This window comes from Thermus caliditerrae (assembly GCF_021462525.1).
Classification (GTDB): domain Bacteria; phylum Deinococcota; class Deinococci; order Deinococcales; family Thermaceae; genus Thermus; species Thermus caliditerrae.
The window spans coordinates 63,451-86,124 of record NZ_JAKEDT010000008.1 but is presented as its reverse complement, the minus strand read 5'-3'; the positions used below and the strand labels follow the sequence as shown (position 1 = coordinate 86,124).

27 protein-coding genes and 1 pseudogene are annotated in these 22,674 nt (G+C 67.3%); 9 read left to right on the top strand and 19 right to left on the bottom strand.

Annotation, left to right across the window (positions count from 1 at the left end):
* Positions 1 to 158 precede the first annotated feature (158 nt).
* Genes L1088_RS06375 through L1088_RS06350 form a run of 7 tightly spaced genes read right to left on the bottom strand, consistent with a single transcriptional unit; the run spans position 159 to position 2,617 of the window.
* A complete protein-coding gene (locus tag L1088_RS06375; RefSeq protein ID WP_234554206.1) occupies positions 159 to 1,127 on the bottom strand; it encodes a RecT family recombinase in 969 nt (322 codons plus the stop codon).
* Positions 1,124 to 1,252, bottom strand: a complete 129-nt coding sequence (locus L1088_RS12445) for a hypothetical protein (protein ID WP_267961083.1) — start codon at positions 1,250 to 1,252, stop codon at positions 1,124 to 1,126. Before L1088_RS12445 ends, L1088_RS06375 begins: the two co-directional genes overlap by 4 nt.
* A 29-nt stretch (positions 1,253 to 1,281) precedes the next feature.
* Complete coding sequence (locus L1088_RS06370; protein WP_326490761.1) at positions 1,282 to 1,470, bottom strand: hypothetical protein; 189 nt, start codon at positions 1,468 to 1,470, stop codon at positions 1,282 to 1,284.
* On the bottom strand, positions 1,454 to 1,783 hold the full coding sequence (locus L1088_RS06365; RefSeq protein WP_234554204.1) for a hypothetical protein: 330 nt from the start codon (positions 1,781 to 1,783) through the stop codon (positions 1,454 to 1,456). The genes L1088_RS06370 and L1088_RS06365 overlap by 17 nt, the downstream gene beginning before the upstream one ends.
* Positions 1,773 to 1,931: a hypothetical protein gene (locus tag L1088_RS06360; RefSeq protein ID WP_182482568.1), complete on the bottom strand. Its 159-nt coding sequence runs from the start codon at positions 1,929 to 1,931 to the stop codon at positions 1,773 to 1,775. The genes L1088_RS06365 and L1088_RS06360 overlap by 11 nt, the downstream gene beginning before the upstream one ends.
* A complete protein-coding gene (locus L1088_RS06355; protein ID WP_234554203.1) occupies positions 1,924 to 2,322 on the bottom strand; it encodes a hypothetical protein in 399 nt (132 codons plus the stop codon). The genes L1088_RS06360 and L1088_RS06355 overlap by 8 nt, the downstream gene beginning before the upstream one ends.
* 52 nt (positions 2,323 to 2,374) lie before the next feature.
* Positions 2,375 to 2,617, bottom strand: coding sequence for a hypothetical protein (locus L1088_RS06350; RefSeq protein WP_234554202.1), 243 nt, complete (start codon positions 2,615 to 2,617; stop codon positions 2,375 to 2,377).
* 144 nt (positions 2,618 to 2,761) lie between these two features.
* Between L1088_RS06350 and L1088_RS06345 the strand changes: the two genes are divergently transcribed.
* The 3 genes from L1088_RS06345 to L1088_RS06335 all read left to right on the top strand — a co-directional run bounded on the left by L1088_RS06345 (position 2,762) and on the right by L1088_RS06335 (position 4,461).
* Entirely contained in the window at positions 2,762 to 3,001 is a 240-nt protein-coding gene (locus L1088_RS06345; protein WP_234554201.1) for a helix-turn-helix domain-containing protein, read from the top strand.
* A gap of 234 nt (positions 3,002 to 3,235) precedes the next feature.
* On the top strand, positions 3,236 to 3,997 hold the full coding sequence (locus tag L1088_RS06340; RefSeq protein ID WP_119360959.1) for a hypothetical protein: 762 nt from the start codon (positions 3,236 to 3,238) through the stop codon (positions 3,995 to 3,997).
* 2 nt (positions 3,998 to 3,999) lie between these two features.
* The gene (locus L1088_RS06335) at positions 4,000 to 4,461 is read left to right on the top strand and encodes a type II toxin-antitoxin system VapC family toxin (protein WP_234554200.1); all 462 of its coding nucleotides are present in this window, start codon (positions 4,000 to 4,002) and stop codon (positions 4,459 to 4,461) included.
* A gap of 23 nt (positions 4,462 to 4,484) precedes the next feature.
* On the opposite strand, the gene L1088_RS06330 is transcribed toward L1088_RS06335, so the two are convergent.
* The 3 genes from L1088_RS06330 to L1088_RS06320 all read right to left on the bottom strand — a co-directional run bounded on the left by L1088_RS06330 (position 4,485) and on the right by L1088_RS06320 (position 6,002).
* Complete coding sequence (locus L1088_RS06330; RefSeq protein ID WP_119360957.1) at positions 4,485 to 4,754, bottom strand: hypothetical protein; 270 nt, start codon at positions 4,752 to 4,754, stop codon at positions 4,485 to 4,487.
* Positions 4,755 to 4,808: 54 nt separating this feature from the next.
* Positions 4,809 to 5,105 (bottom strand): hypothetical protein, encoded by a 297-nt coding sequence (locus L1088_RS06325; RefSeq protein ID WP_147371090.1) that lies wholly within the window; start codon positions 5,103 to 5,105, stop codon positions 4,809 to 4,811.
* 255 nt (positions 5,106 to 5,360) lie between these two features.
* A complete protein-coding gene (locus tag L1088_RS06320) occupies positions 5,361 to 6,002 on the bottom strand; it encodes a hypothetical protein (RefSeq protein ID WP_147371089.1) in 642 nt (213 codons plus the stop codon).
* A 622-nt stretch (positions 6,003 to 6,624) separates the two neighbouring features.
* Here L1088_RS06320 and miaB point away from each other — a divergent pair.
* From miaB to L1088_RS06305, 4 genes and pseudogenes are all read left to right on the top strand, one after another.
* The gene (miaB, locus tag L1088_RS06315) at positions 6,625 to 7,947 is read left to right on the top strand and encodes a tRNA (N6-isopentenyl adenosine(37)-C2)-methylthiotransferase MiaB (RefSeq protein WP_234554199.1); all 1,323 of its coding nucleotides are present in this window, start codon (positions 6,625 to 6,627) and stop codon (positions 7,945 to 7,947) included.
* A 9-nt stretch (positions 7,948 to 7,956) separates the two neighbouring features.
* A complete protein-coding gene (locus tag L1088_RS06310; RefSeq protein WP_234554198.1) occupies positions 7,957 to 8,289 on the top strand; it encodes a hypothetical protein in 333 nt (110 codons plus the stop codon).
* Between the two features lie 58 nt (positions 8,290 to 8,347).
* Positions 8,348 to 9,276 (top strand): annotated as a pseudogene (locus L1088_RS12440) (FAD-dependent oxidoreductase).
* A gap of 4 nt (positions 9,277 to 9,280) precedes the next feature.
* Complete coding sequence (locus L1088_RS06305; protein ID WP_234554197.1) at positions 9,281 to 9,838, top strand: molybdenum cofactor guanylyltransferase; 558 nt, start codon at positions 9,281 to 9,283, stop codon at positions 9,836 to 9,838.
* Here L1088_RS06305 and L1088_RS06300 read toward each other — a convergent pair.
* From L1088_RS06300 to L1088_RS06275, 6 genes are read right to left on the bottom strand one after another with little or no spacing between them, the layout of a single operon-like run.
* Entirely contained in the window at positions 9,835 to 12,693 is a 2,859-nt protein-coding gene (locus L1088_RS06300) for a hypothetical protein (protein WP_234554196.1), read from the bottom strand. The two genes, L1088_RS06305 and L1088_RS06300, sit on opposite strands and share 4 nt — an antisense overlap.
* A 3-nt stretch (positions 12,694 to 12,696) precedes the next feature.
* Positions 12,697 to 13,167 (bottom strand): hypothetical protein, encoded by a 471-nt coding sequence (locus tag L1088_RS06295; RefSeq protein ID WP_234554195.1) that lies wholly within the window; start codon positions 13,165 to 13,167, stop codon positions 12,697 to 12,699.
* On the bottom strand, positions 13,167 to 13,952 hold the full coding sequence (locus tag L1088_RS06290; protein WP_038041823.1) for a fimbrial biogenesis chaperone: 786 nt from the start codon (positions 13,950 to 13,952) through the stop codon (positions 13,167 to 13,169). Before L1088_RS06290 ends, L1088_RS06295 begins: the two co-directional genes overlap by 1 nt.
* 58 nt (positions 13,953 to 14,010) lie before the next feature.
* A complete protein-coding gene (locus L1088_RS06285) occupies positions 14,011 to 14,688 on the bottom strand; it encodes a hypothetical protein (RefSeq protein ID WP_234554194.1) in 678 nt (225 codons plus the stop codon).
* A gap of 13 nt (positions 14,689 to 14,701) precedes the next feature.
* On the bottom strand, positions 14,702 to 15,439 hold the full coding sequence (locus L1088_RS06280; RefSeq protein ID WP_234554193.1) for a hypothetical protein: 738 nt from the start codon (positions 15,437 to 15,439) through the stop codon (positions 14,702 to 14,704).
* A 47-nt stretch (positions 15,440 to 15,486) separates the two neighbouring features.
* Positions 15,487 to 16,293: a hypothetical protein gene (locus L1088_RS06275; protein WP_234554192.1), complete on the bottom strand. Its 807-nt coding sequence runs from the start codon at positions 16,291 to 16,293 to the stop codon at positions 15,487 to 15,489.
* A gap of 163 nt (positions 16,294 to 16,456) precedes the next feature.
* On the opposite strand from L1088_RS06275, the gene L1088_RS06270 reads away from it, so the two are divergent.
* The gene (locus L1088_RS06270; protein ID WP_234554207.1) at positions 16,457 to 18,151 is read left to right on the top strand and encodes a hypothetical protein; all 1,695 of its coding nucleotides are present in this window, start codon (positions 16,457 to 16,459) and stop codon (positions 18,149 to 18,151) included.
* On the opposite strand, the gene lon is transcribed toward L1088_RS06270, so the two are convergent.
* Positions 18,148 to 20,535: an endopeptidase La gene (lon, locus tag L1088_RS06265; RefSeq protein WP_234554191.1), complete on the bottom strand. Its 2,388-nt coding sequence runs from the start codon at positions 20,533 to 20,535 to the stop codon at positions 18,148 to 18,150. The two genes, L1088_RS06270 and lon, sit on opposite strands and share 4 nt — an antisense overlap.
* A gap of 62 nt (positions 20,536 to 20,597) precedes the next feature.
* Positions 20,598 to 21,125, bottom strand: a complete 528-nt coding sequence (locus L1088_RS06260) for a hypothetical protein (protein WP_234554190.1) — start codon at positions 21,123 to 21,125, stop codon at positions 20,598 to 20,600.
* Between the two features lie 32 nt (positions 21,126 to 21,157).
* Here L1088_RS06260 and L1088_RS06255 point away from each other — a divergent pair, with 32 nt between their 5' ends.
* Complete coding sequence (locus L1088_RS06255) at positions 21,158 to 22,201, top strand: quinone-dependent dihydroorotate dehydrogenase (protein WP_234554189.1); 1,044 nt, start codon at positions 21,158 to 21,160, stop codon at positions 22,199 to 22,201.
* Here L1088_RS06255 and L1088_RS06250 read toward each other — a convergent pair.
* A complete protein-coding gene (locus L1088_RS06250) occupies positions 22,191 to 22,670 on the bottom strand; it encodes a Uma2 family endonuclease (protein ID WP_234554188.1) in 480 nt (159 codons plus the stop codon). The genes L1088_RS06255 and L1088_RS06250 overlap by 11 nt on opposite strands.
* Positions 22,671 to 22,674: the final 4 nt, after the last annotated feature.

Sequence of the window (22,674 nt, the reverse complement as noted above, 5' to 3'; positions counted from 1 at the left end):
GAGTTTCTGGCTAGGATGCAGGAGGGGTCGGTTCCCCAAGGTGTCTCAAATGTAGTGGCCAATTACATGCCCTACCCCCCTGCCTTCCGCCTGTGGTAGACTGCCCTTGGACACCTCCACCAGGCGGGCCGTCGGGTTAGGGCGGCCCGGTTTGCCCTTCATGCCTCTTCCTCCTCAAAGAGCACTTCGGCCTCAGCGTCCACGAGCTCCTCCGGTTCGGGCAGGCCCCGCTCATGGGCGGCAAGCCAGGCCCGGATGCGCTCACCCCGCTCTTGGGGGGAGAGGCTTTCGAGGGCCCGCATGAGCTCCTCCAGGTAGGCCAGGAGGTCTTCCGCCTCCTGGTGGGAAAGCTCCTTCAGGCTTGCCACCTCCCGCTCCACCCGGCGGCTTGCCACCTCCCGGGCCAAGGGGCCCTTCAGCCCCAGGTCCTGGTAGAGCTCCGCGATGGCCCGGGCTTGGAGGCCAGCGATGGGCTTGGGAGTGGGGGCGGGGAGGGTCATTGCTGGGGAAGGGGACCCAAGGCGGGCGTGGGGCTCCTCCCCTGTTGCGGGCAGGTCTGCGGGAGCCTCGAGGGGTTCCGCGCCCACCTCTTCCGCCGCCACCACGCCGGAAAGGTTGAACTGGCGGCGGAGGGCTCCCACCTCGGCCACCTTCTGGATCATGGCCGAGGGGTACTGCTTCCAAGTGGGGCTGTTTTTGTTGGCTTCCACGTACTCTTGGAAGTCGGCAAAGTAGATCACGGGCGGGCGCTTTCTGTGGTAGCTGATGGCCCAGGCTCCCAGGATGGCCCCCCGCTTGGCGCCAAAGCGGTGCACCACACGCCCCTCGGAGGGGTGGATTTCAAAATGGTCCCCCTCCCGCACCACCATGCTCTGGAGGCCCGCATAGTCCGGGTCCCGCATGGCGGCCTTCAGGTAGCCGTCCCGGGAGATGATGAAGCTCACCTGCCGCCCCCCGGACCCCTCCCGCACCTGGGGGATGATCTCCCGGCTCACCGGGTCTAGGCCCAGCTTGCGGGCCACCAGGAGAAAGGCGCTGAACTCCGCTTCGGTGAGCCGCTTACCGTACATCTCCCGCAACACCCGCTTGGCTTCCTCCCAAAGGGCTAGCTCTTCTTTCCCGTTCATGCTTCCCCCTCCAGAAGGGGCCCGAAGTTGTTCTCCCTAAGGGCCTCCTCGATGGCCTCGAGGGCCTCCTCCGCCTCCAGGTAGCCCTCCCTCCACTCCCGCAAGACCTGGGCCACCGCTTCCACAACCTGCGACGCATCCCAACAACCGCCTCTCATGCCTTCCCCCCCAGCTTCCTGGCCTCCCGGTGCACCGCCTCGAGGACCTCCGGGGGCAGGCGCCCCTCCAAGAGGGCCTCCACCACCTTGCTGGGGATGAGGAGCCGCTTCCCCATCCTCACCCCGGCCACCCTGCCCAAGGCGTAGGCCAGGTGCCTGGAAAACCGGTCAGGCCCTACCACCATCCTCGCCTCCTCCACCGTCAAGAGCCTGGACCCCTTGCGCTCCATGCTTCCCATCTAGTCCGCTGTTTTCCTCTCCGTATAGGAACAAATCCCCGCGGATTTGTTCCTGAAGCGCTTCCACGCCGTCCCCGTGGGCTATCAGGGCGTGTATGGCGGGTGGGGCGAAATCCTCCAGGGCCGCCAGGTAGCCCGCCTCGAGGGCCTCCATGAGCCGGGGCTCCTCGAGGACCGGGAGGTCCAGGGCCTGCACCACCTCTTCCAGCCGCGCCTGCACGTAGTGCCAAAGGGCTTCCCGCTTTGCTTTAGCGCTCATTCCGCACCTCCTTCTCCTTTGCCGCCGTCCAGGCCACCAGGGAGGCGGCCAGGCTAGAGGAGGCCGCAAAGAAGGCCGCCCAGCCGTCCCCGGTGAGGTCAAACCAAAGCCAGGCCAGGAGGAGGGCCAGGCTCGAGGCCCTAAGCACGGCCCACCTCCCAAAGCAGGCCCAGGAGGGCGCCGGCCCGGGTATTGCCCCGGGCATAGGGGGGCCGCCGCTTCCCCTTGAGGAGAGGGCAGGCTAGCCAACGCCCGCTCTTGGGCTCCTTCTCCAGGTGGAGGAAGAGCCCTCGGGCCAGGAGCCTTTGGCGGAGATCCGCCTCGAGGGCCTTCTCCAAGCCGTGCCTTTCCGCCCAGCGTTCCGCGTGCTCCAAGCAGAGGTTCACCCGGGCCTCCACGACCCTCCCCGTGCGGGAGCTAGCCACCCGGTAGAAGCGCCCCCGGAAGGCGGTGGCCCCCCTGCAAAGTGGCCAGGAACAACCCGGATCGCGGCCCGTGGGGGTGTGGGCCTCCAGGGTGTGGCCCCAAGTCCTGCTCATCGCGCACCTCCAGGGAAGAAGGGGGCGGGGAAGCCCCCACCCCCGTCCCGCCTCACCTCAGGTAGGCGTAGCCCTCCCGGAAGGTGAGCCCCAGGGCCTTGGCCTTCTCCTTGAGCTCCCGGCGGAGGGCCTCGAGGGCCAGGGGGAGCCCCTCCCCGTAGTCCTCTTCCGCCTTGAGCAGGTTGTAGAGCGCGGCCACCTGCTGGGCGGTGAGCTCCACCGCCGCCTTCGCCTCTTGGTCAGCCCCGAAGGGGCTATCTTGAACCTGAGCCTTGTTCTGGGGTACCGTGGTCATGTTCACCTCCTGGTGAGCCCTAGGGAGGTCAGGCCGCCAAGCACGCCCTCCCTAGGTGCCCTATAGTACCAAAGTTGTGTGCATATGTCAATAGGTATGGGCATAGCTATAGTATTGGTCCCCATGTTTTGGTAAGCTCAGGCTATGGTAGCGCCCAGGTTGCGGTGGAGGCTCAGGGAAGTTTTGGCCGGGGAGAACCTGACCGTTTACCGCCTCGCCCAAGTCCTTTCAGGAAAAGTAAGCCGCAATACCCTTTACGCTTGGGCTTCGGGGTCAATCAATCGCCCCGACCTCGAGGCCCTCGCCTGGGTTTTGTGGGCCCTGAGAAAGCTCACGGGCAAGCCCTACGGGGTCCAGGACCTCCTGGAGTACGAGGAGCCTTAATCTCTCTATGCCCTTGGCACAAAATCGGGAAAATCCCGTCCAGGACGCAAAAAGATTTTGTGCCAAGGGGTTGGCACAAAATGGGGAGCTTGGCACGAAATCGCCCGCCCTTCCTGGCTTCCACTAGGGGAAGCTTTGGGGTTTTCCGTCAAGCTCCTGGTCAAAAAGCGCTCTGAGAGGGTTTGGGGACGGGGCTTCCAACTGTGCACGGAACGGTGCGGTACACTTGGGCGTATGAAGGGGAAGGTGTACCGCCTCTACCTCGAGGGCCAGGACCTCCTGGGCCCGGAGGACCTTCCCCTGAAGGATTTGGCGGTGCTCCTTGAGGGGCTTGGCGGCCTCCTGGAGGCCTTCGCCCTAGAACAGGGGTACGAGGAGCCCCTCCCCGCGAGCCTGGTGGGGGTGAGGGAGGGGAGCGTGGCCCTCGAGGTCAGCGTGGGCGCTGTCCTCCCTTTGGAAGAGGGCCTTTTCCGCCCTCTGGAGGAAGGGCAGTACCACCTCCTCGGGCCCAAGACGCGGGAAAAGGCTTACCTGCTCAGCAAAGAGCTTGTGAAGGAAGACCGCACCCTGAAGCTGGAGCGCGCGGGGAAGGTGAAACCCCTCTTGGGGGCGGCCCATCCTGTCCCGGCCCCCACGCCGCCCCTGGTTGTGGAGGACGTCCTTACCCTCTACGGGGAGGTGATCCGCCTCGGGGGCGTGGAGCCCAAGGTGGACCTCAGGACCCCCCAAGGGGAGTACCATATTCGGGCTCAACGGGAAGACGTGAAGGCCCTCGAGGAGGAGAACGCCCTCTATAGGGAGATCGGGGTGCGGGTGAGGGTCCGGCTTGCCTGGGAGGAGGGAGGCTGGAAGGTTCTGGGCCACCCCGAGCTTTTGGAGGTCCTCCCCTACCGCCCAGGGGATCCTCAGGAGGCCTTCATCGGCTTGGCCCGCCTGGTGGGGGAGGCCTTGCGGGGCCTTGACCCCGAGGAACACGTGCGGCGGCTCAGGGGGTGAGGGTGGAGGCCCTGGACACGGACGTGCTCATCGCCCTGCTTCAAGCCCTGGAGAACCCTGGGCATCCTGAGCATGCTAGCGCCAAGGCCTACCTCGAGGAGCTCAGCCGCGGGGTGCGCAAGGTGGCCCTCCCTCTTCCGGTCGTGAGTGAGTTTCTGACGGGGCTTGAGCCCCAGAAGTGGCCTGAGGTCTTGACCTACTTGGAGAAGCACTTCCGCCTTCTAGAGCTGAACAAGGCGGCGGCCATTGAGGCCGCCCGCTTCTTCAAGGCCCGCCTGGACCAGGAGCCCCTCAAGGGCCAGGAACGCCAATGCGTGCGTACGGACACCTTTATCCTCGGCATTGCCAAGGTCCACGGGTGCACCAAGGTCTACACCAAGGACAAGCGGATGGCGGCGTTGACGGGGCAAGGCCTCGAGGTGGAGGAAGGCCTACCCAAGGCCATTCAGGATCCGCTACTCTGAGCCGGCCACGGGTGGGCAAGGGGTCAGGCCAGGAGGGCCTCGAGGGTCTCCGGAAGCGAAAAGCCCCGGGCCAAGAGTCTTTCCCTTTCCGCCAAGACCTCCCGGGCCAGCTGTAGGGCGGCCTCGGGGTTCTGGGAATAAAGCGCTCGCAGGTGGGCCCGCAAGAGGGGGAACTCCTCCAACACCTCCAGGGCCTCGTCAGGGTCGAAGGCTTCGGGGTTGTCCAGGAAGCGCCGCACCTCCCGCCAGCGCCAGCGGGCCAGCTCTAAAAGGGAGTCCTTTGTGTACCCCATGACCAGAGCTCCTCTCCAGAAGGGTTTCTTCCCCGGCCCGGGTGTGGTCTTGGTCTAGGCCAGCCCCACCTGGGCCAGGAAGGCCTCCTTGGTGGCCGGTAGACGTATCCCGAGGACCCGCAAAGGCACTTCCTCCTTCCACACTTCCTTGGCTAAGCGCAAGGCCTCAGCGGGGTTCTTGGAAGCCGCCCGCCGCAAGGCCCGCACGAAGACGGGCCATTCCTCCACCGCCTCTAGGAGCAGGAAGGGATCGTACGCCTCTTCTGAGGCCAAAAGTTCCCGGTAGCCCTCCCACAGGCGCCGGGCATAGGCCACGGGATCTTCGAAGGCTAGGGGAGATTGCGCGGCCACAGGGTGCCCTCCCGTTAGGCCTTTGCCTGAAGGCCTTCCCCAGCAGGCCAAGCCATTACCCGCTCGGGACTCGCGCCCGGCTCCTTGGCCAGGGTGGGGGCCTCGAGGCCTGCCCGGCGCATGGCCCGGGCTAAGGATTCTCCGTGCGCGGGTACCCTGGCCTTCTCCATCCCTGGCATCCGCATCACCCCCCAGGCAGGCGCCTCGGTAGGGACATTCTACTACCGCGAAGCACGATGAGGGAGCGTATCCGGCTCAGGGCAGGCGAAGCCGCTCCTTCACAATGGCCACGATCTTGCTGACCGTGTCGTAGTCCAGAGGCGAGAGGGGAGGCGTTTCCTCCCCCTCCAAGCGGTTTTCGTGCGGGGTCTTTTCCTGCCTTCCTTTGGGCCTTCTACCTTGCCTGAGGTATTTCCCTAGGGGACCTGGGCTTGTTCGCAACTCCTCCCCAAGGCTCCCCACTTGGTCCCGGGTTAGCCCAAAGAGCTCTTCCAGAGCGTAGAGGAGCAAGTCCCTATGCCTTGTGGCCCACTTGGGACGCTTGGCATAGGGTGTTTCTTCCCCCAACGCTTCCCGCCGCTTTTTCCAAAAGTCGTAGTGAGCTTCTGCCCGCCGTAGGAACTCCCAACGGCTCTCCCACGGGTAAGGGCGTAGTTCACCCCAGAGGTCTTCTCTTGGGGGGGAGGGGTCCGACCAGACCGCCTCAGCCACGCCCACCTTGAAGGCGTGCTCCAGTTCGTGGAGGAAGCGGTGGCCTTGCGTCCAAGGCTCAGGGTAGGGCTTCCAGGGCTCGAGGGCCTCCGCTATCCCTGCGAGGAGGGGGTAGGCCCAGGCCCGCCAGGCTTCGGGGAAGGCCCCCCTCCGCCCCTGCAACGCGCAGGCACGCTTGGGAAACACCTCCCTTCGCCAATATTCCAGGGCACCCCAGGCAGGCCACCCCCGCCAGAACCTTCCTTCATGGTCCTGAAGGAAGCGCTCGATCTCCTCCACTTCCGGGGGTCCCCAGCTCAGAGAGGCGAGTGCACCGAGGGGCCCAGGAGGAATGCGCTGGAGTACCTGTGTTAGCTCCTCAAAAGGGGACGGACAGAGGAGGTAAGCCGCTCCTAGGAGCGCTTTTCTTTCGTTCCAGACCATCCAGGCTTCAAAATCCCGCTGAAGCTCTTCGTTGGACACCTCCACCACCCTCCTCAGGATACCCCCCTCAGATCCGCTCCGTTTCTCCCCATTCCCCGCCCACCCCCAGGGCTCGCCTCGAGTTAGCGAATGGTTAGCTTATGGGGCGGATACCGGCGGAACGAACCCTCACTTTACTAAGGGGAAGTGTCCTTATTTATGGGCAAATCGGAACGTAGTGGAGTGGAGAGGACCCAGGGGTAAGCTCCTCATAATCGTGGTGTCGTGGGTTCGAGTCCCACCGCCGCCACCAGGCAAGGCCCGCCCCTATAGGGGCGGGTTTTCTCCTGCCTGCTAGACTTAGAACCATGGGGTCCGGGATCCCCCCGGTCGCCTCTGGAGGAATATGCGCGCGCACATCATCACCTTCGGATGCCAGATGAACGAGTACGACTCCCACCTGGTGGCCAGCGAGCTGGTAAGCCTCGGGTGGGAGCTGGTGGATAGCGTGGAGGAGGCGGACTTCGTCCTGGTGAACACCTGCGCCGTGCGGGGTAAGCCGGTGGAGAAGGTGCGCTCCCTTTTAGGCCAGCTCCGCAAGGAGAAGGAGCGCCGGGGCCTCCTCATCGGGCTTATGGGCTGCTTGGCCCAGCTGGACGAGGGCCAGCAGATGGCCCGGAAGTTCGGCGTGGACCTGCTCTTGGGCCCCGGGGCCCTCACCTCCTTGCCGGAGGCCTTGAAGGGGAACGAGCGCTTCTGGGACCTCACCTTCAAGGAAGACCTCCTGGACTACATCCCCCCGCCCCCCAAGGGGGCCTTGTCCGCCCACGTGACCATCATCCGCGGGTGCAACCACCACTGCACCTACTGCATCGTGCCCACCACCCGGGGGCCCGAGGTCTCCCGCCACCCCGACCTGATCCTGAAAGAGATCGAACAACTGAAGGCGGCGGGGGTAGTGGAGATCACCCTCCTGGGCCAGAACGTGAACTCCTACGGCAAGGACCAGCCGGGCTTCCCCAGCTTCGCCGAGCTGTTGCGCCTGGTGGGGGGGGTGGGCATCCCCCGGGTGCGCTTCCTCACCAGCCACCCCGTGAACTTTACCGACGATATCCTCGAGGCCATCGCCGAAACCCCCGCCATCACCCGCTACATCCACCTGCCGGTGCAGTCGGGCTCTGACCGGGTGCTTAGGCGCATGGCCCGGGAGTACCGCCGGGCCCACTACCTGGAGCGCATCCGCAGGATCCGCGAGGTCCTGCCGGACGCCGTGCTTTCCACCGACATCATCGTGGGCTTTCCTGGGGAAACGGAGGAGGACTTCCAGGAAACCCTGAGCCTCTACGACGAGGTGGGTTACGACCAGGCCTACATGTTCATCTACTCGCCCAGGCCCGGCACTCCGGCCTTCAAGCACTTCCAGGACCTGCCCCGGGAAGTGAAGGTGGAAAGGCTACAGCGCCTCATTGAGAAGCAGAAGGAATGGAGCTACCGCCGCAACCTGGAGTGGGTGGGGAAGACGGTGGAGGTGCTGGTCCGGGGGGTGGCCAAGGAGGAGGGGTACGTGCAGGGGCACGACCGGGGGAACCATCCGGTCCTCCTCCCCGCCCACCAGGCCCCGGCCCCAGGGCTTTACCAGGTGGAGGTGAAGCAGGCCACGCCCCACCTCCTCTTCGGGGAAGTGGTGGGGGCTCAGGAGCCTGCCCCCATCCCCTTGCCCGTAGCCTAGGAGGGAGGGATGCGGTCCTTCATGCCTTTCTTGGCGGGTGTGGCCTTCTTCGTGTGGCTCCTGGCCGTCACTCGCTTTGCCTTCTGGGGATTTGGGCTGGCGTTGCTGGGGGCTCTGCTGGCTTACCTGGGAGTAGAACGCTGGCAGGGAGGACTCTTGCGCCGGGGGCCTTCACCGGTGGCCCTGGAGAGGCTGGCCATGAAGGAGGCTTGGCGGCGGGGCGGCTTGTTGCGGCCTCGAGACCTTGCCCCTTTCCTCCCCGAGGCCAGGGCCCGGGAGCTGTTGGAGGGCCTGGCAGAGCGGGGGCTCTGCCGAAGGGACGGGGAAGGCTTCCGGTTCTGAGGCCCTTGGGGGCGGCCTCCTGGGGCAGGGGTTCTTTCCCCCAAGGGAGGGGGTAGGCGTGGGTCTTGTGGGTGAGGCCGGGGTGGTGGTCCTGGGGGCGGGGGTGGCGGGGCTCGCCGCGGCCCGCTTCCTCTTGGAGCGGGGAGAGCGGGTGCTCTTGGTGGCCGAGGCCCTGGGGGAGGCAAGCCGGGTACCTGTGGCCCTGGTCAACCCCCTCCGGGGACGGCGCTTCACCTTGGCGGCGGAGGGGGAGCGGGCCCTCGAGGCGGCCCTGAGCTTTTACGGCCGTTTCGCTGAGCTGCACATGGGGGTCTTCCGCCCGGTCCCGGAAGGGGAGCGGGCCAAGGTGGCGGGCCGCCTGGGGGGGCTGAGGCACCGCTGGGAGGGGAAAGGGGTCCTTTTGGAAGACGCCTTCTGGCTTGAGCCAAGGCCCCTTCTAGAGCGCCTGGCGGAGGGCCTTCCCCTCCTCCGGGCCAGGGTGGTCGCCTGGGAACCCCCTTGCCTGGTCCTGGAAGGGGGGCAGAGGGTGCGGGGGGAGGTGCTGGTCTACGCGGGCGGTGGGCGGGGGGCGCACCTTTTGGGCCTCGAGGGGCGGCATATCCCTGGCCTCGTCCTCACCCTGCTGGACTACTTCCCCCGGGCCATCAGCTACCGGGTCTACCTAGCGGGAAGCGCCCTAGGGGGAAGCTACCTCCCCCATCGGTCTGATCCCGAGGCTCCCCCTCCCACGGAAGGGGAGGTGGAATGGCTTCTAAAGGGCGCGGAAGACCTTNCGGGGGGGGGGGGGGGCCCCAAAGAGGCCATGAGCAAGCCGCTTTGGTCGATGGGGCAACCTTTGCGTGCGGCTACTTAGGCGCCCTCCCCGGGGGCCAGGACCTTCCCTATCTCTTCCCCGTGGACGGTGGCTTTGCCCTGACGGGCCTAGGCTCCACGGGCTTCCTCTACGCTCCCCTGCTGGCCGGGCGCCTGGCGGAGGTCCTAGGCTAAGGGTATGTACACGGGGGCGGTGCTGGCGGGGGGGCTTTCGCGGCGCTTCGGGGAGGACAAAGCCCTTTTCCCCTACCGGGGAAAGCCTCTTCTGCAATGGGTCTTGGAGAGCCTGGCGGGGGCGGAGGAGCGGTTTATCGTGGCTAACAGGCCCTATCCGGGCTTTGGGGTTCCCGTCTACCCCGACCTTCTGCCGGGGGCGGACAGCCTCTCCGGTTTGCACTCGGCCCTGGTCCACGCCCGCCACCCCTGGGTGGCAGTGGCGGCCACGGATCTGCCCTTCCTTACCCGGGGGTACTGGGAGTTCCTCTACGAGAAGGCTCTCGCCTCTCCTTATCCTGTGGTGGTCCCCTACAATCCGGAAGGGCACCTGGAGCCCCTCATGGCCCTGTACCACAAGGACTGCCTGCCCCAGGTGGAAAGGCAGCTTCGGGAGGGGGACTACCTGATGCGGCGGGTGATGGAAACCCTGGGGGCCACCTATATCCCGGCGGAGGAGGTGGTGGAGCGCTTCGGGGCCCAGGTCTTCTTCAACGCCAACCGCAAGGAGGAGCTTCCCTAGTCCCGCACCCGGATGCGGGCGGTGTGCACCCGGCTCCCGTCCAGGTAGAGCTCCAGCTCGTAGGCCCCAGGGGTCTTGGGGGCCAGGAGGGTGCCGCGGAAGGTGAGGTCGTCTACCCGTTCCAAGGGGACGATGAGGGGTCCGAGGCGCACCTCCACTCGGTTTGCCCGGCGGAGGAGGCGGGCCTCGAGGCGCACCTCCTCCCCGGGGTCCAAAAGGGCGGGGGTGGCTTGGAGGGTGGCCAGGGGGCCAGGCCGCACGGTGAGGTAGGCCCCGGCCTCCGCCCGTTCGGCCCCGCGCTCGGCCACCACCCTTAGCTCCAGGCTTCCTTGGCCTTCCACGGGAAGGTAGGCCCCGTAAAGCCCTTCCTCCAGGGGGCTTAGGGGGTAGGAGCGCCCCCCCAGTTCGGCCCAGACCCGGCTGGGCCCTCCCTGCACCTGGACCCGCAAGGGGAGCTCGGCCCCTGGGGGAAGGACTGTGGGCAGGGGTTCTAGAACCACAGCCAGGCTCTCCTCCGTGAGGGTGCGCACGATCTCCCGCACCACCGGCCTGGCGGCCAGGAGCACCTGGGGCAGGGGGCCGGGCTGGAGGTCCAGGCTTAGGGGCTCGCCGGGTTCTTGCAGCTTGTCCAGGCTGGCCGGGTCCAGGCTCAGGGTGTAGCTCCCGGGGAGTAGGCCGCCCAGGACGAACACCCCCCTGCCGTCGGCCAGGGCGGTGCGGCTTTCCGCCCCTTGGAGCCGCACCCGGGCGTAGGGGAGGGGGGGTTCGCCCTCGTCCTTTTGGCCGTTGCGGTTTGCGTCCAGGTAGACCTGGCCCATGAGGCCCACCACCGTTTCCACGGGAAGGTCCAGGGGGAGGGTTTTCCCTCGCTCCACCCGCACCTCCGCCCGGCGGCGGAGGGCCAGGCTGGCCTCGAGGCCCCCCACCTCCAGCCGGTAGGCCCCCGGGTAGAGCTCCAGGCGGTAGCGCCCTTCCCCGTCCGCCACCGCCTCCAGAGCCCCCACCCGCACCTTGGCCCCGGGCAGGAGGGGCTCCTCCATCCCCCTCACCCCGTCCCGGTTCCGGTCGTGGAAGACCACCCCCTCCACGTACCCCGTGGCCCGGCCCCCGAAGGCTTGGACCAGCGCCTCAGGGGTGTCCAAGCCGCCCTTGGCTTCCAGGCCCCCCAGGGCCGAAAGCCTCAGGACGCCCTCCGCGTAGGCCCCTTCCAGGCCCAGGACCAGGCCGCCTTCCCGGTAGGCCAGGCCGAAGCGCGCCTCGGGGCGCTTTTGCTCCAGGTCGTAGCCCAGGCTGAGGGTGCCCTCCAAGGGCGGGAAAGTTCCCTGCGCGGCCAGCTGGAGGCGCCGCCCGCTGGGAAGGGCGGTGTAGCCGCCTTGGAAGGCGTAGTCCCGTTCCCGGTAGGTGGCAAAGAGGGAGAAGTTCGCTCCTTGCGGGGTGCGCCCCAGGCTTCCCCCCACCTCCACCCCGCCTTCCCGGTAGCGCCCGGAAAGGCCCACCACCAGGCCCCCTTGGGCTCCCAGGGTGCCGCTGAGGGAGAAGGGCTGGCCGGGGGGGCGGTAGGCCAGGGTGTAGAAGAGGCCGGTGTTGTCCGCCAGGCGCAGGGAGAGGCTTTGGGTGGTGGCTTCGTCCAAGCGCTCGCTCAGGGTGGCGGAGCCCTGGAGCCTGCCCCCTTCGTAAGCCACCTCTCCCTTGAGCCCCCAAGGCTCCTGGCTGCGGGTGGCCCCGCCCAGGCGGAGCCTCAGGCCCTCCAGGTACTCCAGCCTGCCGCTGAGGCTGAGGTCGCGGTTTTCCAGTTTGCCCTCGAGGCCGACACCTGCCTGCACGGCCTCGGGGTTGGCCCGGCGGTTCACCACCCCGTAGGGCACCAGAATTAGCCCTCCTTCCTGGAGGGCGTAGCCCAGGCTGAAACGTTGCCCCAGCCCGCTCACGTGCCCGGAAACCTTCCACGGACCTTCCTGGTAGGTGCCGCCCACGCTCAAGCCGCCCCCCGCCCAGGCGGCGTAGCCCTGGAAGGGGCCGAGCTCCCCGTCCAGCCGGTAGACCCCGGGGTAGCCCCGGAAGCCCAGGGCGAAGCCCTCACCCAAAAAGGCCAGTTCCCCCGCGGGCCCCTCGGGCTTCAGGGCCAGGCTGGAAGCAAGGCGGACGTAGTCGGAAAGGGCGCCGGATAGGGAAAGCCCGAAGCCGTAGGAGAGGGTGTCCTGTCCGTACCGGCCTGTGAGGCCGAAGCGGTAGTAGAGGGCCTGGCGGGAGAGCTTCTCCGCCCCGGCGAAGGGGCGGATGACGGTTTCCACCACCCCGTAGGCCCGCACCTTGGGGTCCAGGCCCGAGTAGGCGAAGACCGTGGCCGTGTCCCGGTTGCGCCCCACCAGGCGTAGCTCCAGCCGCACCTCCTTGGCCTCCCCCGGCTCCAGGTCCAGCACCTCTTGGGAGAGGCGGTAGGGGAGGAGGCTCCGCACCTCCAGGCGCACCCGGTCCGGGGCGTTGCCCGTGTTGCGCACGCTCAGGGTGTAACCGAGGCTTTCCCCCTCCACCCCCTCGGCCCCGGGGGGAACCCGGAGCTCCACCCCGGCCCGCACGGGGATGCGCACCCGCACGGTGCGGGTTTCCCGGGCGTCCCGCAGGACCAGGGGGTGCTCCCCCGCCCGGGCTTCCGGCCCCACCAGGAAGTTCAGCACCCCCTCACCCTCCACCGCTTCGGTGAGGGGGATGAGGCCCTGGGGCACCTCCGCCGCCTGGATGCGCCCTTCCCCCCGCACGGGCACGCTCAGGAAGCCGCCGGGCTGGGCTTCCAGAGCCTCGGGGGCCTCGAGGGCCAGACCCAGGCCGAGAAGGAGGAGAAGGGCCAAGGCCCGCATGGCCTAAAGGCGGCTTAGGGTGAAGAGGAGGCTACCCCGGTACACCCCGGGCACCTCCTGCCCCGTGAGCACCAGGCGGAACTCCAGCACATAGCTCTGGTAGCCTGCCGTGGGCCCGCTTCCCGTGAGGAGCACCACCTTGGGCCCCAGGGGAATCCAGGGCCCGCCGTTCAGGCGGTATTCCACCTGGCTGGCGGGTATCTCCGCCCCGCCTTCCGCCAGGAGGGGGCTGGCCTCCACCTCCACGGCGAAACCCCCTTCCAGGTTGGTGAAAAGCCGCAGGGTGAGGGGGCCGGAAGGGGAGGTGGGGCTGTAGGCGAAGGGGAAGCTGGGGGGCGGGTAGTTCCTTTGAGTGAGGTCAAAGACCACTTCCTCGGCATTCAGGCTGAGGCTCGTTCCCTCGGGCAGGTTTACCCCGATGGGCACCTGGGCCAGGGCCATGCCGAGCACCAGCAAAAGGGCCAGACTTCGCATCACTTCACCTCAATCCGCCCTTCCCCGGCGATGAGGCTCGGGCTCCCGTAGTCCAGCACCGCCAGGACCAGGTAGCGCCCCGGGGGCAGGGGCTTGTCCAAGGGCGCGGGGAGCTCGTGGGTGGCCCCGGGGAGGCTGGCGGTCTCCGGCACCTCCGCCTGGGCCACGGGGCGGCCCTGCAGGTCCCGCACCTCCACCCGCCCCTTGAGGCGCAGGAGGCCGGTGCCGGTGTTCTGGAAGGAGAGTCGCACCTGGGCGGGGCCTTCTCGGCTTGGCGGCAGGTAGCGGAAGCCCTGGATGCGCCCCGAGCGGCTCACCTGGCCCACCTCCACGTAGACCACGTGCCCCACCCGGGTCTTGACCCGGATGCCCAGGCCTTCCGCGCCCTGCCGGCTTCCCGCCGGGGCGGACTCAAAGAAGACGATGCCCCAGTAGGTGCCGGGCTGGGCGTCCGGGGGCACCTGCACCGTGTAGCGCACCTCCTGGGCAGCCTGGGGCTGGAGGAGAAAGGCCAGGGGGCTCACGGCAAGCCAGCGGGTGAGGGAGCGGGGGTGGCTGCCTGGGTCCAGGTAGAGGGGCTTCCCGTCCGCTTGGAGGAGGACGTCTTGGAGCACCACCTCCACCTGCAGGGTGCCGCTGCGTCCTGGGTGGTCCACCAGGATGCTCCCCGTGAGGCTGGTCCCAGGGGCAGCGGGGTAGAGGGCCCTGGGGGGGCTTACCCCCACGCCAGTTTGGGCCTGGGCTGCGGTGAGGAGCAGGGCTAGCAGGGGAAGGGTTTTTCTCATAGCCGGATTCTAGCGGGGAAAAAGCCGCCCCCGGAAGCCCGGGGGCGGCCTTTAGGCCTCAGAGGGCGGCCAGCTGGAAGAGGAAGTTGAACTCGTAGGTGCCCGCCACCTCGGAGCCGTCAAACCAGAAGGCCTCGATGATGAGGTCGTCCAGCCAGCCGGGGAGGCGTCCGCCCAGCACCTTCAGGAGCTCGAGGGGCGTGCCGTCGTCCACTCCGTTGAACTGGACGAACTTCGTGTGGCCGAGGTCCGGGGCCTTCTCCACCACCCCGCCCTGGCCGTAGGTGGGGCCGCCCTGGGTCCGGGTCACCTTGAGGTCCAGCTCGCACCCGTCCCCGTTATTGCAGAACTTCTGCAGGACCTTCTGGTTCAGGCAGATGAGGGTGCCCTTCTCGCCCTCGTCAATCTTGCCGTTGCCGTTCAGGTCCTTGATGGCGGGGTAGGTGTCGATGGGGGCCAATTCGCCCGCCAAGGCGTCGGCGATGGCGTCCTCAAGGGTGCCCCCAAACCCCTTGGGCACCAGGTAGCATCCTTCCCCGTTTTGCCCGGGAACGGGGTTATTCAGGTCCACGATCCACTCGTCCTCGGTGAGGTGCAGGGCCACCCGCTGGGGGATGGTGAGGTTGATGCGCTCGGTGACGGTGGCCTGCTGGCTCCCCACGTTCCACTCCTCCCCGCCGTTGGCCAAGGCCAGGGCCAGGAGCAGGCTAGCGGTCAAGAAGAGAAGCTTCCGCATGGCTTACCTCCTTTTAGAGACCCGCCAGGGTGAAGGTGACGTCGAGGGTGTAGGTGCCGTCCAGCTCGGAGCCGTCAAACCAGAAGGCCTCCACGATCAGGTCGTCCAGCCAGCCGCCCGTGGGGCCGCTTCCCTGGGCCACCACCGTCGGCATGTGGGGCAGGCTGTTGGTGTAGAAGCCGCCCATGGGCACTTGGTTGATGAGGTCCGCCAGGCCGAAGTAGCCGAAGCCGCTAGCGGGCGTGCCCGTTACGGACACCGAGAGCTGCCAGCCGTCGGGGTCGTTGGAGAACTTCTGCAGCACCTTCTGGTTCACGCAGATGAGCGTGCCCTTTTCGTCGGGCTCCAGCATGCCGTTTTCGTTGTAGTCCTTGGCCGCGGGATAGGCGCCGATGGGCCGGAAGACGCCGCCAGCAAGGGCGTAGTTGATGAGGTCAGAGGGCGTCTTCACCGCCTTGGGCACCAGGTAGCACCCCTCCGCAGGGGGCTGAGGGTTGTAGGGGTCAAACACGTAGGGAGAAGGAGCCTCAGGAGGGCTATTGAGGTTCAGGTTCCACTCGTCCTCGGTGAGGTGGAGGGCGTAGCGGGGCGGGATCACCACCCGCACCTTCTCCTTCACCGCCGCCTGGTCGTGGTTGTCGTCCCAAAGCTCCTCGATGTTCGCGTCCAGGTCGCCTTCCGTAGAAAAGTTCACCTGGGCGTAGCCCGCCGCCAGGGCCAGGGCTAAAACCGCGATCAGCCACTTCTTCATGGTTTCCTCCGTTCAAAAGAACCCAAAAGCCTCAAGCCGAAAGCCTCCTATAGAAGGGTGAGGGTGTAAACCAACCAGCCCTCGTACTCACCAGGGGCCTCGGAGCCGTCCAACCGGAGCTTGATGCCCAGGGTGACGGACTGCCAGCCGCCAGGGTGGTCGGTGACCTCCTCCAGGAGCACGCCCCCTTCGGGCCCGGGAGGCGCGGGGCATATGTGGGAAGGGGGATGGTCCCAGTCCGGGTGGTAGGCCAGGCACTTCCAGTGGGGCGTGGGGGGCACGCCGCCCCGCCCCGTGAGGATGGAGTGCATGGCGAAGTGGCTGGCGTCCAGCACGCTACCTTCCGGGCTTGTGGGCTCGGTCTCCAAGGCCACGGAAAGCGCCCAGTGCCGCCGCTGGGTGAAGACGTGCAGGCGCATGGAGGGGTGGGTGAAGAACTGGGGGAAGCGCTTGGACCCAGGGACCACCCGGCCCTCCCCGTCCAGGAGGAGGGGCGGGTAGGGCCGCCCGTCCTCGTCCAGGAAGCGGCCATCCCCGCCGTAAAGCCCGGCGCAGTGCGGGGGCACGGGGCCCAAGGTAGCGCACCGGAGGTCAAAGACCACCACCGGATCCCGCAGGCAGAGGGTGGGGTCGCGGGGGTCTTTGGGGCAGTACGGAGGTTGGCTGGGGTGGCCTCCACCCGTCCCGCTGGCCCACAAAACCCCCACATGCATCCCGCCCACCGCGGGAGGCTCCAGGATGAGGGCTGCGCGTTCGGGAATCCTCACTTCCAGCCGCACGGAGGCTTGGGGGCCCACTGCCCCCAGCAGGAGGGGCAGGATGAGGAGCAAACCCAACTTCCCAAGCCTCACCATTTCACCTCCTTTCTGCGAGCACCCTAGCGGGGATGCCGTTAAAGCCTCGTGAAGCAGAGCCCAGTCGTTTTTGACGAGTTTTTCACAGAGGGGCGTTAAACTAGGGGCAGGTCGGGCTCATGTCTTTAACGCTCTCTTAACGCCTGCCTTAACGGAGGCCAAAATGGCCAGGAAGGTACGGCTTCCCCTTTACGGCCCCGCTCGGGCGGAGGGGCCCCTCGAAACCCTGCCTGTGCGCCGCAAGGCTTTGGCCATCCTCTACTATCTGGCCCTCGAGGGACCCACCCGCCGGGAGAAGCTGGCCGACCTCCTTTGGGGCCACGGGGCCGCTTTGCAGAACCTCCGGGTGGAGCTCACCCACCTGCGCGCCTTTTTGGGCAAAGGTGCTTTCCGCGGTCCGGTGCTGGAGCTTCCCCCAGGGGTGGAGCTGGACCGTACCCCGGGGGCAGGGGAGGCCTTGGAAGGTCTCGAGGGCCTCACCCCCGAGCTGGACCACTGGGTCCACGAGGTCCGGGCGCGACTGGCGGTCTCCCGGGAGGCCGTACCCTTTCCCGACCGGCTAAAGGAGGTGCGGCCTCCGGCCCTCGTGGTCCTGGTGGGCCCTCCGGGGTCTGGCCGTAGAGCCCTGGCCAGGGCCTTGGCGGCGCGCCTGGACCTGCCCTTCCGTGAGGGGCAGGGGACCGGTCCGGGGGTCTATTACTTTGGCGACCCCCTTCCCCCCAAGGAGGAGGCCCTGAGGCTCCGCCCCACCCCAGGCCAGGTGCTGGTGGTGGCCCGAAGCGCTTTCGGCGAAGACCCCTCCTTCCTTCTCGTCCTGAGGGCGCACTTTCCCGCAGAGATCACCAAGGTGCTGCACGTGCCCCGGCTGGCGTGGTCCGAGGCCCGGAAGGCGTACCTGCGGAACCTGCCCTTTGAGCGAGCCGCCCGCTTCTACCTGGAAAGCGGTGGCCGCCCTGAGCTTCTAAAAGAGCTCCTTTCGCTGGGCGATCCAGAAGCTCTTCCCCAGCGGATTCGGGCCATGGTGGTCCTCGAGGCCCGCCACCTTTCCGAGGAGGCCCGTAGGGCCCTGGAGGTGTTATCCCTCCACCCCGGTTCCTTTCCCCCGGAGATGGCTGGGGCCCTAGGGGTGGAAGCCCACGTGGATGAGCTGGAACACCGCGGGTGGTTGCTCTTTGTGGAGGGGCGTTACCGCTGGGCGGAACCGCAGTTCCGCCGTTACCTCTGCTCCGGCATCCCTACGGGAGAAAGGCTCAGGCTGCACAGGCGCCTGGCAGCTTTCTTTCGGGGTGAGGGGGATGCGGTGGCGGAGGCCTACCACCGCCAGGCCAGCGGGGAGCCCCTAGAAGGGGGGGCGTGGTCCAGGTCCTTGGTGGGATGGCGCCGCTTCCTGGCCGATCCCACCTTTCCCCGGACCGGGTTCCCGCCGCCGGAAGAGCTGGTGGGTTTAGGCTCCCCCCTGGCCTTGGACGATCTCCCCGAGGAGCTGGAGCTGGTTTCCTGGGACGGGGAGGCGGTGGAGGTGCCGTTGGTGCTGGACGAACCGGCGGTTTTGCAACTCCGGGGGCAGGTCTACCAACTCCTGCCTTTGGGTGTGGGTGTGGACACCCACGCCTTTCCCCTCCGCCTCAGCTCCGGGGATACGGGGGTCTACTTTCTGCCCTCAGAGGCCAAGGCGCACTACGCCTGGGGAGCGGTGCTGCCGGAAGTGCCTTTGGACTATCTGCTTTTCCTTCTACCGGGCGTGTACCGCTTAGGCATCGGCACCAAGGGGTTGGCGGCCCTTGCCCTTAGGGCCTACCGCCCGGTTTCGGGCACCAGCCGCGTGCTGGTGCCGCTGGGCAAGCTGGTGGAGGTTTAGGCCCCGGCGCCGGGCTGGGGCCGGTCGGTGGGGCCCACGGGGGGTGGGGCGGGGGGCAGGAGGAGGAGCCTTAGGACCTCGCCCACCTCCTCCACGAAGGTGATCTCCAGGTCCTTGAGGATTTCCTCCGGCACCTCCTTGAGCTCGGGCTCGTTCTCCTTGGGGAGGACCACCCGGTAGATGCCCGCCTGGTGGGCGGCCAGGAGCTTCTCCTTGACCCCGCCGATGGGGAGGACCCGGCCCCTCAGGGTGATCTCCCCGGTCATGGCGATGTCCATGCGCACCGGGCGGCCCGTGAGGGCGCTGGCCAGGGCGGTGGCCATGGTGATGCCCGCAGAGGGGCCGTCCTTGGGGGTGGCCCCTTCCGGCACGTGGATGTGTAGGTCAAAGTCCTTGTGGAAGCCTTCGGGCAGGCCCCACTCCTCCCGGTGGGCCCGCAGGTAGGTGAGGGCGGCGTGGGCCGACTCCTTCATCACCTCCCCCAGGTTGCCGGTGAGGTTCACCTTGCCCGTGCCCGGCACGGCCACGGCCTCGATGGTGAGGAGGGTCCCGCCGTAGGGGGTCCAGGCCAGGCCTTGGGCCACCCCCACCTGGGGGGCCTTCTCCGCCCGGTCGGGGCGGTACTTGGGCACGCCCAGGTAGGCCTCGAGGTCCTGGGCGTCCACCACCCGCACCCCCTCCCAGGGGCTTTCCAGGTAGTCCTTGGCCGCCTTGCGGGCCACCTTGGAAAGCTCCCGGTCCAGGTTGCGCACCCCCGCCTCCCGGGTGTACTCCTGCACGATGCGGTCGATGGCCCGGTCGGTGATCTCCAGCTTGCCCTCCAAGCCCGCTTCCTTCACCTGGAAGGGCCAGCGGAAGTGGCGGGCGATGGCGCGCTTCTCCGGCAGGGTGTATCCGGGGATCTCAATGACCTCCATCCGGTCCAGGAGAGGCCGGGGGATGGTGGCCAGGGTGTTGGCGGTGGTGATGAAGAAGACCTTGGAGAGGTCGTAGGGCACGTCCAGGTAGTGGTCGGTGAAGGTGTGGTTCTGCTCGGGGTCCAGGACTTCCAGAAGGGCCGAGGCCGGGTCCCCCCGCCAGTCGGAGGAGAGCTTGTCGATCTCGTCCAGGAGGAAGACGGGGTTCACCACCCCCACCTGCCGCATCCCCTGGATGATCTTGCCGGGCAGGGCCCCGATGTAGGTGCGGCGGTGGCCCCGGATCTCCGCCTCATCCCGCACCCCGCCCAAGGAGATGCGGTGGAACTTGCGGTTCATGCTGCGGGCGATGCTCTTGCCCAAGGAGGTCTTGCCCACCCCCGGGGGGCCCACGAAGCAGAGGATGGGGGCGTGGCCCCGCACCTCCTGGCCCCGCGTGAGCTGGCGCACCGCCAGGTACTCCAGGATGCGCTCCTTCACGTCCTTGAGGCCGTAGTGGTCCTCGTCCAGGACCCGTTTGGTAACGGCGATGTCCAGCACCTCGGGGTCAGCCTCCGTCCAGGGCACGTCCAGAAGCCAGTCCAGGTAGGTGCGGCTCACCGTGGCCTCGGGGGAGCCGGGCTGCATGCGCTCGAGGCGCCTTAGCTCCTTGAGGGCCTTTTCCTTGACCGCTTCGGGCAGGCCCTTTTGCTCAATGCGCTCCCTAAGTTCCTCCATCTCGGAGAGGAAGTCCTCCCCGCCCCCAAGCTCCCGCTGGATGGCCTTCATCTGCTCCCGGAGGTAGTACTCCCGCTGGTTCTGGTCCATCTGCTCCTTGACCCGGGCGGCGATCTTCTTGTCCAGGTCAAAGCGCTCCAAATCGCGGAGGAGCAGAGCCAGCACCTTTTTGAGCCTTTCCTCCACCTCCGGGGTTTCCAAGATGGACTGCTTCTCTTCCAAGGGCCAGGTGGCGTGGTGGGCCACCAGGTCTGCCAGGACCGCGGGGTCCAGGGTGCTCTTCACCGCCTCCTGCTGGTAGCGGTCCAGGCGCAGGGTCTTGTGGTTTTGCAGGTAGCGCTCAAAGGCCTCCTGCACCTCGCCCACCAGAACCCGGGCCAGGCTGGCGTCCTGAAGGGGGGGTTCCGGCAACACCTCCCCCACGGCCCGGAGGTAGGGAGCAGCCACGTAGGAAACCAGGCGGGCCCGGCTCCTAGCCTCCACCATCACCTGCAAGGTGCCGTCGGGGAGGCGCATGGCCTGCTTGACCACGGCCAGGGTGGCCACGCCGTAGAGGTCCTCCGGGGTGGGGTCGTCCACCTCGGGGTCCTTCTGGGCCACCAGGAAAAGGTAGCGGTCGGCGTTCAGGGCCTCCTCCACCGCCCGTTTGCTCTTGGGGCGACCCACGTCCACCCCGGTGGTGGTGTGGGGGAGGATCACGGTGTTCCTAAGGGGGAGTACGGGAAGTTCCAGGCGCAAGACGTCCTTCATCTACCCTCCATGATAAGGGTTCCCCCAGGGCCGAAGGGACCTGGGGGCACAAAGGGAGGCGGCTAAAGGCCGGCCACCACGGTGGCCTTCAGGTCTTTAAAGGTGAACTCCACTTGGGGTGCCGGCAGGGCCTGGTTCAGCTGCACTCCCAGCCAGAGCTTGCCCGCCTGCACCCCGTAGGTGAGGTTCTGGCCCTTCAGGGTGAGGGAGGTGCTTTGGCTTAAGGCGAAGGTGGCGCTTCCCACCCTTTCGTCGTCGGGGCCCACTGGGCAGGCGTAGGCATAGGTGGTGGTGAAATCGGAGAGGGCGGTGCAGCTTGGGTCGCTGGCGGGATCGGTCAGACGGGCGTAGAGGTTCAGGGTGAGGGTTAGGGGCTGGTTGGCCTCGAGGGTGCCGGAGACCTCTACGCTCTTAACGGGAACCCCTGGAAACTCCATGGCCTGTGCCGGATAGATCACCTGCCCCAAGGTATCCCCCACCATGGCTACGGTCACCTGCTGGTTGGGAAGGGGCACGGTAACGCGTACCGAGCAGGCTGCAAGGAGCAGGGACAGCCCAAGGGCGGACAAAAGAAGGCGTTTCACGGGCATATGTTACCGGAAGAGCCCTTAGGATGGGAGAGATGCACCGGCTGCTCTTCGCCCTGGACCCGGAGGCCGCCCACGAGTTCACCTTGGAGCTCCTCGCCCTTTGGTCCGAGCGGGGGCCCCTTTTGGAGGTGCCCGCCCGCCTCTTGCGGGTGGAGGACCCCAGGCTCCAGGTGGAGGCCTTTGGCCTGCGGTTTCCCAATCCCCTCGGCTTGGCGGCGGGGATGGATAAGGATGCCCGGGCTTTGGGGGCCTGGTGGGCCCTAGGCTTCGGCTTCGCCGAGGCGGGGACCCTCACCCCAAGAGCCCAGGAGGGGAACTCCAGGCCCCGGCTTTTCCGCCTTCTGGAGGACCGCGCCCTCATCAACCGCATGGGCTTCAACAACGGGGGGGCGGAGGAGGCGGCCAGGAAGCTTCGGCGCTTCCGCGAAAGGGGGCTTGCCTTCCCCGTGGGGGTGAACCTGGGTAAAAACCGGGACACCCCCCTGGAACGGGCGGCGGAGGACTACCTGGAGGCGTTTCGGGTCTTGGAGCCCTACGGGGACTACTTCGTCCTCAACGTGAGCTCTCCCAATACCCCGGGGCTTCGTACCCTGCAGGAGGGCCCCTTTTTGGACGAGCTCCTCGCCTGTCTGCGGCCAGCCACCCGGAAGCCCCTCCTCCTCAAGCTGGCCCCGGACCTTTCCTGGGAGGCCCTGGACCAGGCGGTGGAGCTTTGCTTGAAGCATGGCCTCGAGGGCCTGGTGGCGGTAAACACCACCTTGGAGCGTCCGAACCTCAAAAGCCCCCTGGCCAAGGAAGCTGGGGGGCTTTCGGGGAGGCCCTTGAAGGAACGGGCCCTAGAGGTGCTGCGGCATCTTTCAGGGGTGGAGGGCCTCACCCTGGTGAGCGTGGGAGGGGTGGAGGGTCCTGAGGATGTCTGGGAGCGCCTGAAGCTAGGAGCCAGGTTGGTCCAGGTCTATACGGGCTTCGTCTACGGGGGTCCCCTTTTCCCCCGCCGGGTGCTGAAGGGCCTGCTGAAGCTTATGGAGGCGGAGGGGGTGAGAAGCCTGAAGGAGCTTTGGGTCCCTATACGGTGAGGGTGCAACCGCAAAGGAGTTCCAGCTCTACCGGGGACACGTGCCGCCAGGCTCCATTCTGGCGTAGGTGCAGGACGAGGAGGGTGTGGGGGTCAAAGACCACCACGTCCTTGACCCCTTGGGAGAGGTAGAACCGGGGGGCGATTTCCAGATCCTTGGCCTCGTAGCCCCGGCTCACCACCTCCACCACCGCCTCGGGCAGGAGGGTAATGGCCTCGTCCAGCTCCTCGGGCTCGCGGCAGAAGAGGGCGATGTCGGGGCGCTTGTAGGAGCCGTCGGGGAAGCGCACGTACACGTCGGCCACGTGGATACAAGGGCAAGGGGAACCCTCTTTGGGGCGGATGCTTTGGCGTATCCGGTCCACGGCCTTTTGGTGCCGGTAGGTGGGCTGGGCTTCCCAAAGGGGGAGCCCGCCTACCCATTCCAAGCGCAGGCCGAGCTGGTCGGCTTCCAGGAGCTCTCGCAGCACGCCC